The sequence below is a fragment of the Mesorhizobium sp. M7A.F.Ca.MR.362.00.0.0 genome, from assembly GCF_004023175.1.
GTDB lineage: Bacteria > Pseudomonadota > Alphaproteobacteria > Rhizobiales > Rhizobiaceae > Mesorhizobium.
The window spans coordinates 21,422-38,088 of record NZ_RZTF01000023.1 but is presented as its reverse complement, the minus strand read 5'-3'; the positions used below and the strand labels follow the sequence as shown (position 1 = coordinate 38,088).

Below are 16,667 nucleotides of genomic sequence, written 5' to 3'. Positions count from 1 at the left end.
GCGATGAGCGAAGCGTCCGCCCGCCGCAAGCCAAACGATCAGCCGGCGCTGCTCGACACCGAACTGGAACATCTGCCGCCGGAGCTGCGCTGGTGCGAATGGATGGCCCGCGTCGAAGCGGTGATCTTTGCGGCAAATGAACCGGTGACACGTAGTGTCCTCGCGCGGGTGGTGGGAAAAAACTGCAATATCGAGCTGATCATCGACGACATTCGCGCCGAACTCGCCGGCCGCCCTTACGAGCTGGTCGCGGTCGCCGGTGGCTGGCAGCACCGGACCAGAAAGGTTTTTGGCGACGCCATCCGCGCCGCCTTCGGCGCGGCAGCGGGCGAGGGAGCAAAAGAACTGTCGCAGGCGGAGGCGCTTGTCTTGATGTGCATTGCCTATTTCCAGCCGATCACCCGTGGCGAGCTGTCGAGCTTTTTCGGCAAGGAGGTGTCGCGCGACCTGATCGGCGTGCTGCGCGCTGAGCAGCTGGTCGCCTCGGGGCCGCGCAGCCCGCAGCCGGGCGCGCCCTATACCTATGTGACGACCAAAACTTTTCTGTCGCAGTTCGGGCTCGACACGCTGCGCCAGCTGCCGGATTTCGAGGCGCTCGAGGACGCCGGGCTGCTGTCGAAGGAGAAGCTGCTGGATCATCCCAGGGTTTGCAGATATCGACGATGATGGCGCCAGCGCCGCGCTCGACGAATAGATGATCCCATCACGGCGGGACACACGCGATCTCGCCGCTCGTCACATAGAAGATTGCGCCACGCACGCCGTCTGGTCTCGCCGGCTGGGTCCTTCGCGTGACGGAAGGGAGGTGGCGGCACGCGTCCGCTTGTCGATGAAGGATAAGCGAACAGGCAATTGATCGAGCCTGGTCGCACATGTCGATCACCATTGAGAGCTCTCGAAGGGAGAAAGTTCAATTGAACCACGTCTACCTTGAGCTTCTCGCGACGATTGAGGCGTTAAGATCCAGCCCATCGGGGCGACCATTCAGACGCTGATGGACAAGGTTCGCGACCTTTCACAGACGATCAAAGCCCTGAAAGACGATCTCCACCAGACAGCCGGCTATGGCCTGCTAAGAACCTAGCCAGCCGGCGAGTGCCCATCCCGGCCATTGTCAGCGAGGCGGCCATCCCAACAAGATCGCCTTGCCGCCACCGCCAATGGCGGATGCTGACAGCAGCGCCATAAGAACGCCAACGTAGATGGGGAAGATCATCCTCGGGCTATTCGTCCTTCCAAATGACAGTCTTCCCCCGAAAATCCCAATGAAATTTGAGGTTGGCTTTCAGTACCTCGGTGGGGATCCTCGGCTCGATCGCTGTGTGGAGAGCGTTATACGTTTCTCGGCAGAAGCTCGGCGGCGGGACATTCAGCTTGTACCCCGACGGGTACCTAAAATCTTGCTGAGAATTCATCAGGTCAAGGTTGTTGGCAATCATCTTCACGTTCCCAATCGGCGGCATTCCTAGGGCCACTGCGGCTTCGTAAATGTCCTCGATCTTGTGACCGAAGCCGAGCCGGAGACCGCGTTTCGACACGCCCTTTGAAGCTAGATACGCTTTCAAGAGGAGTTCTAGGGCATGCGAAAATAGAAAATAACGGGCAAAAAGATGCGCCTTTTCCGACTCCGAGCCTAGATGGTTGAAAGCCTCGAAGTACTCCTTCGTCCGCTCGAGGAGATCTCCCGCATAAAGCGCCAACGGCTGTGACACGGTGACCCTCGGGCGCGCCTTGACCTTCGGCGTCTCAGGTCCACTCTTGGCCATCTCAGATTATCGGCTTAATTCCGGTGCCGGTATGCGACAAAGCCGAACAGAGTAGCCGCTGCGACGTTGAAGATTGCCCACAGCTCGCGCGGCAAATGAACCGGCATGAACGGGTTGAAGATCGCTGCCGCTCCAAACAGCGCCCAAGCCAGGGTGCGATTTTCAGGGCCTGATCGCCACACCATGGCTCCGCAGTAGATCCCGGCGAAAAAGACCACCACGCGGAGGAATTGGTAATAGCCGTACGGCCATGGCGCTACCGCCAGCAGCGAGGCAATAGCTACACAGATGCAGACCAACCGGACCGTTCCGGCCGGCGTCGAAAAGCATTATTTTCAGCAAACTTGATCCTCAAACGCCCAGCACGGTTGTTAGTGGAGTTTCGGCGCCCGCCATATATTTGAAAAGCCAGATTGCCCAAGTGATCGGCCAAATGAACGCCAACATCGCATCCAGGCTCAAGTTAATCAGGATTTTTACGACCACTGATGCATGGCCCTGCCATGTGTCGACGACATTCATCACGTAGGTGATCGGCCCGCCCAGCATGAAGAGGAGGCCCAGCGGAGCTGACATGATGTTCTTCAGCATGTTTGTGTCCCTCAGAAAGGCGTGACCTTCAGTGACAGTGATACGCGCCGGTCTTATGGTTGGTATGGCAACCGTTGGCATCAGTGCCGCCACTGTGTGCAAACGCGCCGGTCGCGCAAGCGATTATTGCAGCGGCCATAGCCGCGAGAAATGTTGTTTTCATTTTATTGCCCTCCCAAAGTATTTCAGACAGAGCACTATTGCCGGTCGGGCACAAGCTGCTCGTGGCACTGTGAACACAAATAGGATAGATGCTCCTCTGTGCAGGCCAAGATCGGGCGAGGAGAATACTTTGGATGGATTGCGATTGATGCACGTCCCGTTGGCGATCCTGCTGACATGGCCAAGGGTGGCGACGGCAAATGAATGCCTCTCGAAGTACACCAAGACCGACGTCTGCGCCTACGCAAAAAAAATGCAAACCGAAATGGCTCCAGCATTGCCCATGCTGATCAGTTCGAACATCTCCGTTCGGAGCATCATCGCAATCGGGCCAAGGATCGTTTTCAACGCCACCTGGGCTCAGACCGATGCGGAAGTAGACGCCAAATTGTTGGCTGCTGGCGTCTCGCGGCCGGTCTATGTCCAGAAGATCGATGAAATGACCAAAAACTATGTCTGTCGTGCGGAGGAACTATCTGCCTTCGTTCGCCTGGGCGGTGAGATCCAGTACACGTATACGACTGTGGATAATTTCCCAGTCGCGAACCCGCTCGTAGCACTCTGTCCTTAGAGCATCGCAGCACGGCTCATGACATGACTAGTCGCGGCCGATCAACCAGTTGATCAGCAGCCATGATCATTTGTTGGAACTCAATTGAGCCTGATCCGCACTAGCAAGTGGATAGAAGTGAATGTGCGGTTGCCCTTTAGCTCTACTATGCATAGAAACCACTCTGCCGGGGGGCGTAAAGTTGGGGTTGTGAGTGCGTGGGCTCTAAATTCGAAAAACTAAATAAGTTGCGTGACTCACTGCGAGAATCCAACCACGATTTTCGGGCGAGCACTCAGCTATTCAACAGCCTGGACCCTGCCAAGATCGACGGCGACCTGGATGTCATTAACCGCGGAAAGCAGCGCGGCGAGGTGAACCAACCCCCGAAAACGGCAAAGAATCTCGACGATGTCGAACATGCCATCGTGGAACGCGTTGAGGATGAGAAGAAGGCTGCGCATCACACTCTTGAGGACAACCTGCAACTCCTTGGAGGTCGTCTTGCCGGCCTCGATTTCGAGGAACAATTCGGTCTAATCCGTCAGACGAATGCCGCTAGCGTTTCGGACTTCAAAGCCTCGGTCGCCGTGGGCCTCGATGAACTTCACGGCCTGAGAAGGGCCCTGAACGACGCCGAAAAAGAGCATGCATGGTTTAAGGAGAAGCACGGTCTCGTTCGTGCCGCGCGTGTGCAGCACGGTGCCGCTCACATTTTCCGGCTATCGCTTCTGCTATTTCTGTTTCTGGTCGAGACAGCGATGAACGGCAACTTCCTGGCCAAGGGCAATGAGCAGGGATTTTTTGGTGGCATCCTTGAGGCTGCGGCATTCTCTTTCATCAACATCGGGGCGGCTTTGCTCCTGGCGGTTTTCTGCGCTCGTCTCGTCACCCATCGGTCGTTTTTCGTAAAATTCGTTGGGATCATTTCAATCCTTTTCTATATCGGCTTGGCGATTTCGATAAACTTGGCGCTAGCGCACTACCGTGAGGTCAGCGGCTCGCTCGCTGACGGCGCCGGCGCTGAGGTCATCCGTAATATGCTCGCCAATCCAGCGGGTCTCACGGACATCAAGTCCTGGTTGCTGTTTGCGATCGGCCTGATGTTTTCGCTTTTCGCTTTTATCGACGGCTGGTTCGTGCTCGACCCTTACCCAGGCTACACTGGCGTTGAAAATCGGCTCGTTCGACGGCGCGATGACTACATCGATCGAAAGAAGGAACTGATCGAAGAGCTGCAGGATGTCCGCGACGACCACAACGAAAAAGTGGAGGAAATCGTCAAGCAGCTTGGTAGTCGCCGGCGCGAGCACCGCGCGATTGTCGATCATCGATCGAGGCTTCTGGCTCTTTTTGCGCAGCATCAAGACCAATTGGAGCGAGCCTGCAATCAGCTTTTGTCGATGTATCGGGAAGCCAACATCCAGGCGAGGACCGAGCCGGCGCCCAAGCATTTCGGAACGCCCTACAAACTTGATCGCATCAAGCCATACGTCACCGGCGAGCGGGAGTGGAATGAGGGAGATGTTGGCGCATCAATTCGCCAGGCGCAGGAGGAACTCAACGAGCAGGTTCGTCTGATTGGTCAGGAATGCGAACGGGGAATTGAGCAGTACCGAGATCTTGATAAGCTTCACCCGGACAGCGTGAATGTCTAGGCGAACCCGCAGACGCAAGAAAGGCAATGCGGGTACCATTGCCGCGGCCATTGCCCTTGGTGTGCTATCCGTTGCGATGTTGGCCGGCTTCGGCTGGATGTGGACCAGGTCTGGCAATGGCCATATCGACGCCAACACGAATTGCCCATTGGACGGACCCTCCAGCCTGACCGCCGTCCTCATCGACGCCACTGATCCAATTTCGGCAACGACGATGGCTGATCTCAAGAACGAGTTCCGAAAGACCATTGGGCAGGTCGAGCCGGGTGGGTATGTGAGGATTTATACCCTGAGCTCGGCGCCTGGTGAGCTGACGGTGATGTTCGATGGATGCAATCCCGGTGATGGGTCGACCGTCGATAGTTGGACCAACAATCCTGCGCGGCGTCAAAAGAAGTGGGAAAACGCCTTCGGCGATCCTTTGAACAAACTTCCCGATGAAATCCCGAATGCGGCTTCCGCGAGCCAATCTCCGATCATGGCTGGAATTCAGAAAATCAAGCTGTCGCTCTTCGATAGCAGCTTGGCCAAACAGGGCAGTCCCAAGCGATTGGTGGTCGCCTCTGACATGATCGAGCATACGACGATTTACTCGCAGTACCGATCGGGACTGGATTACCAAAAATACCTCAACAGCGCCGCCGACCGCACATATGGGACGTCGCTGGATGGGGTGGGCATCACAATTCTTTATATCGATCGGGCAAAGAAGCCATTTCAGACCCTGGATCACGCGGAGTTCTGGACACATTGGGTCCAGAACCATCACGGCGAGTTCGAAAAGCTGGTTGGCTTGGATGGGTTAAACTGATGGCGAGAGCGCACGACAAACCTTTGCTGGATCATCCACGTCTGCCGGTCGTGGTTTTCGCGGCATTGACACTCGGCGGGTGTGTATTCATCGCCATTGCAAAACTCTCAGGCGTAAATCCGATCGTCGCGGCGGTAGCACCGGCCTGCCTGATGTTTTTCTATCTCGGGGTTTCGATCTTTGCTGGAAAGCTACAACTGCACGACGAGCAGACCGGCGATAACCTCTACTATATGGGCTTCCTGTTCACCCTGACGAGCCTTGGGGTCTCGCTGTTTCAGTTTGGAACGGAAGGCTCAACCGACACGATCGTCCAAAATTTTGGCATCGCGATCACGTCGACCATCACCGGTATTGCTCTGAGGGTTTTCTACAATCAGATGCGGCGCGATCCCGCGGACATTGAGCGAACGGCGAGGCACGAACTTGCCGACATGACACGGCGTGTAAGAGCCGAGATGGAAAGCGTAACCAGGGAGTTCGCCGACTTTCGTCGTGTCAGCCATCAAATGCTCGAAGAGGGCTTTGCAGAGATTGCCGAGCAAGCGGCACGCAATGGGGAGCACATTCGATCTGCCCTGGACAATATTGCCATGGAATCGATCAAGCCTGTCCAAGAGGCGTCTGCCAAGCTCAGTGACGCGTTGCAGCACAATTTCGGGCAAGTCGAAACCCAGTTTGCTTCGATAGCGAACCGCGTTGGAGCTGCAGCGGATTTGCTGGATAAAGCCAACAGCTCGATGTCCAACTCTGTTGGAAAGCTCGGTAATCAAGCCGACAATATGGCTGCCAAGCTGGAAAAGGTGGTTGTTCCTGATGAGGTGCTGAAGAACGATCTGGCGCCGATGGTCAAGCTCCTGGGTAATGCTGTCGCACAATATGCGATAAAAACCGAAACAGCCTCGCAAGAGCAGCAAACGCGGATGACCGGTCTTGCCGACGCAGTGATCAAGGTGGCGACTGGAGTGGAGAGAGCGGCAGCGGCCGCAGAAAAGACCGCAGAAACTGTCCAAGCGCAGCAGCGTTTGACTGAGGAGTTCATGGCTGTGATGCAGAAACACAGCAATGAAACACGCGGCCTCGTCGCAACCCTTACACAACATAGCCTCCCGGCCGTGCGCACGCCCCAGCCTCTGAGCAATGCGATAGCGAACGATGTCGAGCGAGTGGCGGCACCTTCCACTGTTGCCTCCCCTGTGGAGACGCCAATCAAGGTTTCGGATGACACGGAGGGCGACACCTTCCGATCGTTAAGCAGTCCGGCGGAGGTGGAGAAGGGTGAACCGCCAAAGAGAGCAAGTTGGTGGGGCAGGTGAGTGAGGTTAGCGGAACAGCCATTACGTTTGAGCGCAAGGGCTATGGCCGCGGCCTGATACTCGGCCTGACGATGGCTGAGACGATGCTGCTTCTCGTTTTCTGCCTTTTGCTTGCTGCAGGCGCGCTCATCGCCAAGACAAAGAAAGAGGCTGCGGCAGCGCAGAAGATTGCGCAGTCCCTCAATGAGAACGCTCGCAAGCTTGACGAGGAAAACAAGCGGTTGCTGGCTCAGCTGAATGCCATGGTCAAGCCTGCAAGTCGACGCAATGTACCAGATCAAGAATGGCGTGAATTGGTCCGGGCCAAAGAGGCCGCAGAGGCAATCAAAAAAGTGGGACTGACCCTTGAGGAAGCGGTGAAAAGCGCGCCGGCCGCCAAAGTCCTCTCTGACAACGACGTCGACGTTGATCAGGCCAAAGCCATGATCGAGAAGATGAAGGTTCTGCGCGAGCTCGGCTACGTTGGCACGGGCAAGACGTCCAAGGATCTTGCTGACGCACTGAAGAAGGCAAGGAACGAGGCCTCTGCTGACAAGCCACACGATTGGCCACCGATCATCAGTCTTAGCGAGCTCGATGGCTATAATTTCGATACTGGAAGTGCGGAGCTTTCCGGTGGCTTCAAAACGAAGTTGCGGCAGATGTCGAAGACCATTGCTGGAATTGCAACTTCCTATGGTGTGGACGTCATTGAGGTGATTGGCCACACGGACGAGCAGGCGATGTCCGGTGACTCATCGAATATGGACAGAGGCCTTCAGCCCGTACTGGCGCGCAAGATGGACATTGGCACACTCCATCCTGCCGACAATGCCGGGCTTGGATTAGCGCGAGCGATCTCCGTCACAGGCATCCTGCGCGATATGCCGGAACTGAAAGGCTTCACCATCCTGCCAATGTCCGGCGGCCAGTTAATATTGCCTGGCGACCGGCTCACCGACGGCGCACAGGCCGGCGACGTCAAGGCGAGGAGGCGAATTGAGATCAGGGTCAGGCAACGTTCGCGAGAGACAGATATTGGACTGGTTCCGGTACCAAAGTTGTGAGGCGAACTGCCCTTGGGTTTCGCTCACAGGGCTTGGGGGGGATTGCGGGGATGGGGTTTTACGTTCGAAAATCGATTAGTGCGGGACCTTTCCGCTTTAACTTCTCGTCTGGCGGGGTTGGCGCGTCCGTTGGCGTGCAAGGTCTTCGTATCGGGACTGGCCCACGAGGGCATTATATTCATGCAGGCGTCGGCGGTCTCTACTACCGAGGCACTTTGGGAAAGCGCAGCGCCAAGCAGACGCTGCAACTGTCTGAATTCCCATCTGGGCCAAAGCCCCATCCAACATCCTCACCCGTGGAATATGTCAGCGGTGGCGTCGTGATGAGAGAAATCGAGTCCGCCGATGTGATCGAGATGCGTGATGAGACATTTGCCAATGTGCTTGATGAAATCAATGCGAGGCAATCGCAGACGCGAATGTCGCTCATCCTGGCCGTGCTGTTTGGGATCGCCGGATTGATCGCAGGCGCAATGCTGGGAGGTGGGGTGGCGCTGATCGGTATTGCTGCCTTTTTGCCGGGCATGCTTATTGGCAACTGGTTGGACAGCTACCGCCGGGTGAGCGTGCTCTACTATGATTTGGAGCAGGACGCGGAGGCGGCCTACGGGCGACTTGTCGCCGCCTTTGACACGCTCACACGCTGCGCGGCGAGTTGGCATGTCGCGGCTGGTGGCAAGATAGAGGATCTGACGACTTGGAAGCGCAATGCGGGAGCCACGATGTTGGTCGATAAAAAGTCGACGACGCTCCAAGCTTCCTTGCCGACGGTTGTTCGCAGCAATGTCACACCACCGTCGATACACGTCGGCCGGCAAATCCTTTATTTCATGCCAGACATGATTTTGGTGAAGGACGGAAACCAGTACGGTGCCGTTGGGTATGGAGACCTCAGGACGCAATTTGCCCCCAGCAATTTTATTGAGACCGGCAAAGTTCCATCTGATGCTGAGATCGTGAGCTATACCTGGGCTCATCCCAATAAGAATGGCGGACCCGACAAACGCTTCAGAGATAATCGGCAGATCCCTGTCTGTCGCTACGAAGCCTTGCGGTTTTCTAGCCCATCCGGGCTCAACGAGCTGGTGGAATTTTCCAAGACAAACGTCAGCCAGCCCTTTTGCCAGGCTCTATTGGCACTCGCGCAAATGCACCGAAACGCTGGTGGCCAGTCCGGCTTGCTGAAAGCGCGCTAAGGAATTGGCTTGGTCAGCAAATGCCTTCGCACGGAATTCCGTCGCCGTCCCGGTCCAATTTGGGTCCCCAGCTACAGTTATTGAGATACCAGCGCGCCTCATCGCATGAGGAGATTTGCTTACAATAGCGACGCGGTTGACACGAATAGCTCTGAGCTATTTGGCGACGGCCTGTAAGGCCGTAGGATGTGTCATTACCGGGTTTATTGTTGGCTGCATGTGTTGCTCGCCAATCCCAAGGGGCTGTGAAAGTGCCAACCCAGATGCCAATCTTGGCCCTTTGGGCATCTGCCTGTTGTGACGCGTAACTACCATGGCTGTATCGAGGCCAATCCAGGGCATAACCCTGTTCGACCATCCAAGACGCAATGCTAGCACCGTCCGCCCGCTGACAATCACCAACGAAGCGGTTGTAACGATCCCACGAAACAAAGTTGCACTGGATGGGTCGGGATTGACTGAGGAAGATGTCCAGTGCTTCTGCGGATTTGCGGCCGCATGGGTATTCTTGCCCGCTTGCGTCGCTGCAGTTTTGGCTGCTTTCAGGTGCGTCGATGCCATTGAAACGAATACGCTGTCCGTGGATCTCGATCGTGTCCCCGTCAACGATGGACGCTACGCCGACGATAGGCTTCGGTTTTGACCCGAGTGCGCTTGCTGTATTGGGTCCCGCGATCTGGTTGCCCCACCCTGTAAAGTAGGAGGTGACATAAGCGCCCACTGCTAGCGTGATCACCAGGATCGCGGCTAATGATTTATGTGAAAAGAAACGCTTGCGCATAATTGAAACCCGGCCGCGTCTTGGCCGCGAGCTGCGGCGATGGGAATAGCGATCGCGATTCAATTTTCGATCCTTTGCGAAGCTGCCAAATGTTTTGCTAGCGCGTCTTTGACTTCTTGGCTGCTGCTTTCTTGGGCGCGGCTGCTGTGCGACCGAGGCCAATCGATTTTGCCAATCTGGAGCGATTGGCTGAATAGTTAGGCGCGACCATGGGGTAATCGTTGGAGAGGCCCCATTTTTGGCGATAGGCGTCGGGCGTCAGTCCAAAATGCGTGTTCAAGTGTCTCTTGAGGGACTTGAACTTTTTGCCGTCTTCGAGGCAGACGATGTAGTCTGGAGTGACTGAGCGCTTGGGGTTGACCGCGGGAACTTGGTCGGGTTTTTCCGGTTCGGACGGCTGGCCGATACGCGCTAATGACGAATTGATGCTGGCAATAAGGTCCGGCAATGAGGAGACCGGCACTGAATTCTTGCTCACATAAGCCGCAACGATATCGGCGGTAAGCTCCATCAGCGCGGTGGCCGTATTTTGGATTTCGTCAGTCACTTCATGGCTCCGGACTTCTGCAGTGAAATCCCGATCTATTACTTATCGGCTAAAAAAACCAGTAGAGGGAGGATACTAAATGCCAGGCGCTAATAGTGATGAATGTTAAAGCGCCAATCAGAATGCGGAACCACGAGAGACGGTGGATTGATTGGGCGCGGCGTTTTCTTTGTATGACCAGGAAAGCGGCTTGAGGCTCACAGGCGGATGCATTTAGATTTGGACGAGTAGGACCTACGCATGACATTTTCGAAAGACCCGCCGCCGGAGGTTAAGCCCCAGAAGGATAAGGCAAAGACTGGATCTGAATTGGACCGCGTTCCAAGTGCGGGAGCCATTCGGGTCCGCAACGGACTCTCTGTGTCAGAAAAAGACATTGTGGAGGCGGCTAAATACGGGGGCAGGGAGCGAGAATCCTCGTCGGATAGCGACTAGGCAAAGGGGGCCAAGAATGCAGGCTCTGACCCATATCACACGTCGCAATATTGGACGGTGTCCAGAAGTGATCGCAGTCGTTTCTAATTGAACACGGCTGTTTTTTCTTGCGCGAACGCTCTACGCGGGCTCTAGCTGGTTCTCCTTTCAAAGGGGATGTAAGTCTTGGACGTAAAACAGTCAGTCTTCCAAAGCGATCTCCCTCTAAAGGAGAAACTCGAGCGCGCCAGGATGGAGTTGCTCGATCTTTCCGCCCGCAATCGACTTTTGAATGTGCCGCGGTTTTCCAAGAGCGCGAAGACGATCGATATCGTCGATGAGAAGTCGTCCGAAATTTATCGATTGCTGGTGACCGAAGGAAAGGCTTTTACCTTCCTGGCCGGCAAGCCCGATAGGCCGAAAGCGGGCCAGGATGAAAGCAGCCCTCCAGACGAAGAGATCGACTATTCCCCCGTCGCTCTCGCCCAACCAGAGGACGATGGAGTCGATAACAGAGGGATATCCGCGCGGCACTCGGACACCAAGCTGCAGACGCGTATGACCCCAACTGGGCTGCAGCGGCGGCTCCTTGATCTCTACCATGATGCCCGCACACTCGAGGAAGAGCAGGGCGTCAATATCCTCTTTCTGGCCCTTGGAATGCTGAAGTGGATTGACCCGAACAACAAAGAGAACATCCGTCAGGCCCCCCTCATTTTGGTGCCGGTTCGGCTTGAGCGAGGGGCCGCTGGAGAAAAATTCCGCCTACGAGCCCGGCCGGAAGATCTTACCGCAAACCTCTCCTTGGAACTCTATCTCGACCGCATTCACAAGCTCGCTCTGCCGCGTTTTGAGGTGGGAGATGACTTCGACGTCTCGGCCTATCTCGATGCCGTTGCCGAAGCAATTTCGACCAAAGAGGGTTGGGAGGTGCTTCGCGACGATATGGTGCTCGGCTTCTTCTCGTTTGCGAAGTTCTTGATGTACCGTGATCTGGATCCGGATCTCTGGCCCGATGGCGCAAAGATTATCGAACAACCGAAGATCCGCTCGCTTCTTTCAGATGGTTTCGAAACACGCGAGCCGCTTATGTCGGACGACATAGCGATTGATCCGCACATTGCGCCCGCCGAAATGTTGCATATCGTCGACAGTGACAGTTCTCAGACACTGGCGATCCATGACGTCAGAAAAGGTCGCGACCTCGTTATCCAAGGTCCGCCTGGGACAGGAAAATCGCAGACGATCGCAAACATTATTGGGTCGGCCGTTGCCGACGGAAAGACCGTGCTGTTCGTGGCCGAAAAGATGGCAGCGCTGGAGGTCGTCAAGCGACGGCTTGACACTGCTGGGGTGGGGGACGCCTGCCTTGAGCTGCATAGTAACAAGGCGAACAAGCGCATGATGCTAGAGGAGCTGCGGCGAACCTGGCAACTCGGATCGCCCAGGGGCCAGCTTCCTTCTTCCCTAACTGATCGCTTGCTGGAGGCTCGCGATAAACTCAACGCACATGCTGCACGAATGCACGTTGCGTTCGGAGCGTCCGAACTCACTCCTTATCAGGTTCTCGGCCAGCTAACCCGACTAAGGCAGGTCGGTCAGAAACCAGTGGACATCGAACTTACGGATGCCACAAGCTGGACAACTGACGGCGTTTCGCAACGTCGCAAATTGCTCGATGAGGTCTCTCAGCGGATCAACGAGATCGGCTTGCCGATCCACCACCCGTGGCGGGGAGTTGGCCTGGATGTCGTTCTTCCAACGACCATTGAGAGGCTCGTCCCACGCATCGCGGCGTTGCTGGACCAAGCCAAGGCACTGCACGCCAAACTGGTCGGTATCGCTGAGCGGATCAAGGCCGAGCCTCCGAAAATTCTCAGCGACAGCGGCGAGATAGAAGATCGCGCTGAGCTTCTCGCGTCCGCGCCTGGACTTCCTGCCGAGGCGCTCGTCTCGCCGGTATGGGATGAGCGTCCGAAAGACATTTCATCGCTTCTCTGGTCAGGAACGGATTTCGCCCGCAAGTCCGAGGAACTTTCGGAGCAGTTGGCGGCAACGGCTATCGACACGCCAATTGAAGGTCTCGAGACAGAGCTTGCAAAGCTTCCCTCGGAATTTCCGAAAGATGGTTTCCATCGTGCGCGACAGCTCACCATTCTGCTCCCACGCTTGAGGGAAGAAGCTGAGCGCCTGAATCAGGAACTCGGATCGGCGATATTGCCAGACACGTTGGCAGGCTTGCTCAGGCTGGCCGTGACCGGCGAGCGAGTAGCGGCAGCACCTGACGCAAGTCCGGAGGCCTTCGCAGCCACCGTTTGGGACTCCGGACTTGAGCAGGCAGGCGACCTTGCCGACAGCGTAGCGACGCTTGAGGCTGCCAGAGCCGACCTTCAGGGCAAGGTTGTTGACGCGGCGTGGAGCACCGAGGTGGCCGCGGCGCGGCAGGCGCTCGCCACACACACGGGAATATTGAAAGCATTGAACGGCGACTACCGTCGCGCCACAGCACTTGCGCGGACTATTGTGGTCGACCCTAGCGCGCCTGCGACGCAGATAGTTGGTCTCCTCGACCTTTTGATGAAGGGTCAGGCTGCCGCAGCAAGAGTCCGCGAAGGCGACGCTTTTGGCCGTTCCGCCTTCGGGGCAGATTGGCGTGGGGAGCGATCGGCTTCCGCGCCACTGCTCGCGCTAGTGGAGTGGATGCGGACTCTACGAGGGCTAGGCCCCGAACCTCGGATTATCGCCGGCCGGATGGCGGAACGCTCCGAGGCCGGTGCGCGTGCAGCGCGCGTTCGCAAGGTTATCGAAATCGGTCGGCCAATTATCGAAGGTTTCTGGAACGATCTCGGGCACCTCGCGTCATCCATGCTAGGCGACGTGGCTTCCGCCGAGCGGGCCTCGCTGCAACTGATGGAAGCGAAGGCGAGCACTGTAGCTCAAGCCGATGATGCGTCACGACAGGTTCTGACTGACGTTCCGGATCTAATCACTGAGCGGGTGGAGCTACTGCGCCGACTAGGCAGACTACAAGCACTTGCTCAAGGGATCGATGCGGGAGAGAGCCTTGGCAAGTTCGTATTCGGCTCGTCGTGGCACGGTCGAGGATCCGATTGGGCCGCTCTCACGCAAGCCGAGCTTTGGCTGAAAGAAAATGGCTCGATCCGACATCTGGCTGCGCGGTTGCCTGAAAGAATCGAGATCGCAAACTCGGCACGTTCAGCACGTGAAGCGGCCCAAGCGGCAGCGCGGGAATTGAAGGCGCTTACAGGGGATTTGAAAGCCGATGCTCCCTCCTTGTTTGGAGTAGTCGATTTTCCGGACGTCGCGATAGGCGAGGTCGTTTCTCGGCTGCAGGGTTGGCTCGATCATCAGGAGCAGCTCTCGAAATGGGTTGCCTATGAAGAGCGATCCGAAACGGCCCGAAAGGCTGGACTGGGACAGTTGATAGACGGCCTAGCCAACGGCCAGATTACAACAGGATCGGCTCGATCAGTTTTTGATATGGCCTACTACGAACGAATGTTTCTGGCGATGGCGACCGATGAGCCGGAGCTGGCAAGGTTCGACGGGGAACTGCATTCCAGGGCTGTACGTGACTTCGCAGATCTGGACCGCCAGCGCATCAAGGCCGGCGCCATCGAAGTTGTAACGGCTCATCACCGGAAAATTCCTTCAAGAGACGGCGGAGCTGGACCTGTCGGACTGCTTCGTTCTGAGATGGCGCGCAGACGAGGCCACATGCCCATCCGGCAATTGATGCAGAAGGCAGGCCCTGCCATCCAGGCGCTGAAGCCAGTGTTCATGATGAGCCCGCTTTCGGTGGCGCAATTCCTGTCGCCCGGCCGGATGTCCTTCGATCTGCTCGTGATGGACGAGGCGTCTCAGATCCAGCCCGTGGACGCACTTGGCTCGGTCGCCAGGGCCAGTCAGGTGGTCGTCGTTGGCGACGAACGCCAACTGCCACCCACGACATTCTTCGCGAAGATGACAGGCTCGCAGTCTGAAGATGACGAGGGTGAGGGCGCGCAGGTCGCCGACATTGAAAGCATCCTCGGCCTGTTCACGGCCCGCGGCTTGCCGCAGCGTATGCTGCGCTGGCACTACCGTAGCCGTCACCAATCTCTAATCGCAGTATCGAACAGCCAGTTCTACGAGAACCGGCTTTTCATCGTGCCAAGCCCTTATACCCAAGAGGCAGGTATGGGGTTGCGGTTTCATCATGTGCCGGAGGGGGTCTTCGATTCCGGCGGCACAGGAACCAATCCGGTAGAGGCGAGAGCAGTAGCGGAGGCGATCATCCGTCATGCGAAGGTGAACCCGCAAGAGACTCTAGGCGTTGCAACATTTTCGGTTAGCCAACGCCGCGCGATCCAGGATGAACTCGAAGCGCTGCGGCGACTAAATCCCGACACCGAGGAATTCTTTCACGCTCATCCAAGCGAGCCATTCTTCGTCAAGAACCTCGAAAATGTTCAAGGCGATGAGCGCGACGTGATCATGATCTCGGTGGGGTATGCCAAGAATGCCCAGGGATACATGGCCATGCGTTTCGGCCCTCTTGGCGCGGAAGGCGGCGAGCGTCGGCTCAACGTCCTCATAAGCCGCGCCAAGCGCAGCTGCGAAGTATTCGCGTCCATCACAGACGAGGACATCGACCTGGAGCGTGGCAAAGGGAAAGGCATCTTCGCCTTCAAGCTCTTCTTGCACTACGCGAGAACAGGGCGAATTTCGCTTGCCCAAGTCACGGTTCGCGAAATGGATTCAATCTTTGTAGAACAGGTAGCCAACGCGCTGATCGAAATGGGTTATCAGGTTCATGCTCAAGTGGGCATTGCCGGCTTCTTCATCGACCTCGCAGTTGCGGATCCAGAGAGGCCAGGCCGCTATATTCTTGGCATCGAATGCGATGGCGCAGAATATCACTCATCTCGCTCGGCCAGAGATCGAGACCGGCTTCGGCAGTCGGTTCTGGAAGACCATGGTTGGATCATCCATCGCATCTGGAGCGCTGACTGGTTCCAACGGCCTCGTGAGCAGCTGGAGCGAACCATACTAGCGATTGAGGCCGCCAGAAAAGAACTCGATGAGCGGGCCGAATTGGGGGTCCAGAGAAATCGAGCTGTAGCCGTGCAGGTTGTTACGGTCGACCGAGGCAACGTGACGGAAATCGGTCTCGAAAGCACAAACGGATCCGAGACACCCAATCGAGCCTACGAAGAGGCCGAACTAAAGCGACCGGGATCGTTCGAACTCCACGAGACGCCCAGCGGAATCATGGCCGGACTGGTCGAGCAGGTCGTGGCTACAGAAACGCCAATCCATGTCGACGAAATAGTTTCGCGTATTCGGGACGCCTGGGGTCTGCAGCGGGCCGGTGGCAGGATTCAGGATGCAATCGAGCGGGGGGTAAGCATAGCACAGAGAGGTGGTTCAGTAGCCCGTCGAGGCAACTTCTGCTTCAAGCCAGGTGTTCCTGTTCGTCTCAGGGATCGCAGTGGGGTCGTGTCCGCTGGATTGCGCAAGCCCGAAATGATTGCGCAGGACGAGGTCGCCCAAGGCGCTATGGAAGTCGTGAAATCCAACCTCGGTGCGACAGAGGAAGAAATCGCCACAGGCGTTGCCAGGATGCTGGGCTTCAAAGCCACAAGCGCACAATTAAGGCAGCTGATTTCAGCTGGGGTCGCCGATTTGGTTGCCAAAGGAGTGTTACGGTCCCAAGACGGCTTGTTGGTGGCCGGCGAATCCGCGAGCGAGAAATTAGCTGAAGTGTAACGGGGCGCTGCAGCGCCCTCGTTGCAATTTCTGTCGAAGCTCGGAACACCTCTTTTG

14 protein-coding genes are annotated in these 16,667 nt (G+C 56.7%); 8 read left to right on the top strand and 6 right to left on the bottom strand.

Going from position 1 to position 16,667, the window contains the following annotated elements; genetic code table 11:
- Positions 1-3 precede the first annotated feature (3 nt).
- Positions 4-666 (top strand): SMC-Scp complex subunit ScpB, encoded by a 663-nt coding sequence (locus EOC06_RS05675; RefSeq protein WP_128307286.1) that lies wholly within the window; start codon positions 4-6, stop codon positions 664-666.
- Between the two features lie 557 nt (positions 667-1,223).
- On the opposite strand, the gene EOC06_RS05670 is transcribed toward EOC06_RS05675, so the two are convergent.
- From EOC06_RS05670 to EOC06_RS44975, 4 genes are read right to left on the bottom strand one after another with little or no spacing between them, the layout of a single operon-like run.
- A complete protein-coding gene (locus tag EOC06_RS05670) occupies positions 1,224-1,766 on the bottom strand; it encodes a hypothetical protein (RefSeq protein ID WP_127382441.1) in 543 nt (180 codons plus the stop codon).
- A 14-nt stretch (positions 1,767-1,780) separates the two neighbouring features.
- Entirely contained in the window at positions 1,781-2,065 is a 285-nt protein-coding gene (locus tag EOC06_RS05665; RefSeq protein WP_063169433.1) for a DUF6804 family protein, read from the bottom strand.
- Positions 2,066-2,117: 52 nt separating this feature from the next.
- Positions 2,118-2,357 carry a hypothetical protein gene (locus tag EOC06_RS05660; RefSeq protein WP_082826591.1) on the bottom strand — a complete coding sequence of 80 codons (240 nt, stop codon included), beginning with the start codon at positions 2,355-2,357 and terminating at the stop codon, positions 2,118-2,120.
- 28 nt (positions 2,358-2,385) lie between these two features.
- Complete coding sequence (locus tag EOC06_RS44975) at positions 2,386-2,496, bottom strand: YHYH domain-containing protein (RefSeq protein ID WP_095770035.1); 111 nt, start codon at positions 2,494-2,496, stop codon at positions 2,386-2,388.
- Positions 2,497-2,649: 153 nt separating this feature from the next.
- On the opposite strand from EOC06_RS44975, the gene EOC06_RS05650 reads away from it, so the two are divergent.
- From EOC06_RS05650 to EOC06_RS05625, 6 genes are all read left to right on the top strand, one after another.
- The gene (locus EOC06_RS05650) at positions 2,650-3,090 is read left to right on the top strand and encodes a hypothetical protein (protein WP_126066778.1); all 441 of its coding nucleotides are present in this window, start codon (positions 2,650-2,652) and stop codon (positions 3,088-3,090) included.
- Between the two features lie 197 nt (positions 3,091-3,287).
- Positions 3,288-4,727, top strand: a complete 1,440-nt coding sequence (locus tag EOC06_RS05645) for a hypothetical protein (protein ID WP_063169430.1) — start codon at positions 3,288-3,290, stop codon at positions 4,725-4,727.
- Positions 4,720-5,538 carry a hypothetical protein gene (locus EOC06_RS05640; RefSeq protein WP_063169429.1) on the top strand — a complete coding sequence of 273 codons (819 nt, stop codon included), beginning with the start codon at positions 4,720-4,722 and terminating at the stop codon, positions 5,536-5,538. The genes EOC06_RS05645 and EOC06_RS05640 overlap by 8 nt, the downstream gene beginning before the upstream one ends.
- Positions 5,538-6,854 carry a hypothetical protein gene (locus EOC06_RS05635; RefSeq protein WP_063169428.1) on the top strand — a complete coding sequence of 439 codons (1,317 nt, stop codon included), beginning with the start codon at positions 5,538-5,540 and terminating at the stop codon, positions 6,852-6,854. Before EOC06_RS05640 ends, EOC06_RS05635 begins: the two co-directional genes overlap by 1 nt.
- A complete protein-coding gene (locus EOC06_RS05630; RefSeq protein WP_082826712.1) occupies positions 6,851-7,900 on the top strand; it encodes a hypothetical protein in 1,050 nt (349 codons plus the stop codon). The genes EOC06_RS05635 and EOC06_RS05630 overlap by 4 nt, the downstream gene beginning before the upstream one ends.
- A gap of 50 nt (positions 7,901-7,950) precedes the next feature.
- Positions 7,951-9,096 carry a DUF4236 domain-containing protein gene (locus EOC06_RS05625; RefSeq protein WP_095770037.1) on the top strand — a complete coding sequence of 382 codons (1,146 nt, stop codon included), beginning with the start codon at positions 7,951-7,953 and terminating at the stop codon, positions 9,094-9,096.
- Positions 9,097-9,109: 13 nt separating this feature from the next.
- On the opposite strand, the gene EOC06_RS05620 is transcribed toward EOC06_RS05625, so the two are convergent.
- Both EOC06_RS05620 and EOC06_RS05615 read right to left on the bottom strand, forming a co-directional pair.
- Positions 9,110-9,940 carry a thermonuclease family protein gene (locus tag EOC06_RS05620; protein WP_127224212.1) on the bottom strand — a complete coding sequence of 277 codons (831 nt, stop codon included), beginning with the start codon at positions 9,938-9,940 and terminating at the stop codon, positions 9,110-9,112.
- Between the two features lie 34 nt (positions 9,941-9,974).
- Positions 9,975-10,388, bottom strand: a complete 414-nt coding sequence (locus EOC06_RS05615) for a MucR family transcriptional regulator (protein WP_082826711.1) — start codon at positions 10,386-10,388, stop codon at positions 9,975-9,977.
- Between the two features lie 636 nt (positions 10,389-11,024).
- On the opposite strand from EOC06_RS05615, the gene EOC06_RS05610 reads away from it, so the two are divergent.
- Positions 11,025-16,610: a DUF3320 domain-containing protein gene (locus EOC06_RS05610; RefSeq protein ID WP_063169424.1), complete on the top strand. Its 5,586-nt coding sequence runs from the start codon at positions 11,025-11,027 to the stop codon at positions 16,608-16,610.
- The last annotated feature ends 57 nt before the right edge of the window (positions 16,611-16,667 follow it).

Bases quoted from the DNA above. Each gene is read 5' to 3' on its own strand.
- EOC06_RS05625 (WP_095770037.1), top strand. From the start codon at position 7,951: ATGGGGTTTTACGTTCGAAAATCGATTAGTGCGGGACCTTTCCGCTTT.
- EOC06_RS44975 (WP_095770035.1), bottom strand. From the start codon at position 2,496: ATGGCCGCTGCAATAATCGCTTGCGCGACCGGCGCGTTTGCACACAGT.
- EOC06_RS05640 (WP_063169429.1), top strand. From the start codon at position 4,720: ATGTCTAGGCGAACCCGCAGACGCAAGAAAGGCAATGCGGGTACCATT.
- EOC06_RS05660 (WP_082826591.1), bottom strand. From the start codon at position 2,357: ATGCTGAAGAACATCATGTCAGCTCCGCTGGGCCTCCTCTTCATGCTG.
- EOC06_RS05675 (WP_128307286.1), top strand. From the start codon at position 4: ATGAGCGAAGCGTCCGCCCGCCGCAAGCCAAACGATCAGCCGGCGCTG.
- EOC06_RS05635 (WP_063169428.1), top strand. From the start codon at position 5,538: ATGGCGAGAGCGCACGACAAACCTTTGCTGGATCATCCACGTCTGCCG.
- EOC06_RS05670 (WP_127382441.1), bottom strand. From the start codon at position 1,766: ATGGCCAAGAGTGGACCTGAGACGCCGAAGGTCAAGGCGCGCCCGAGG.
- EOC06_RS05615 (WP_082826711.1), bottom strand. From the start codon at position 10,388: ATGGAGCTTACCGCCGATATCGTTGCGGCTTATGTGAGCAAGAATTCA.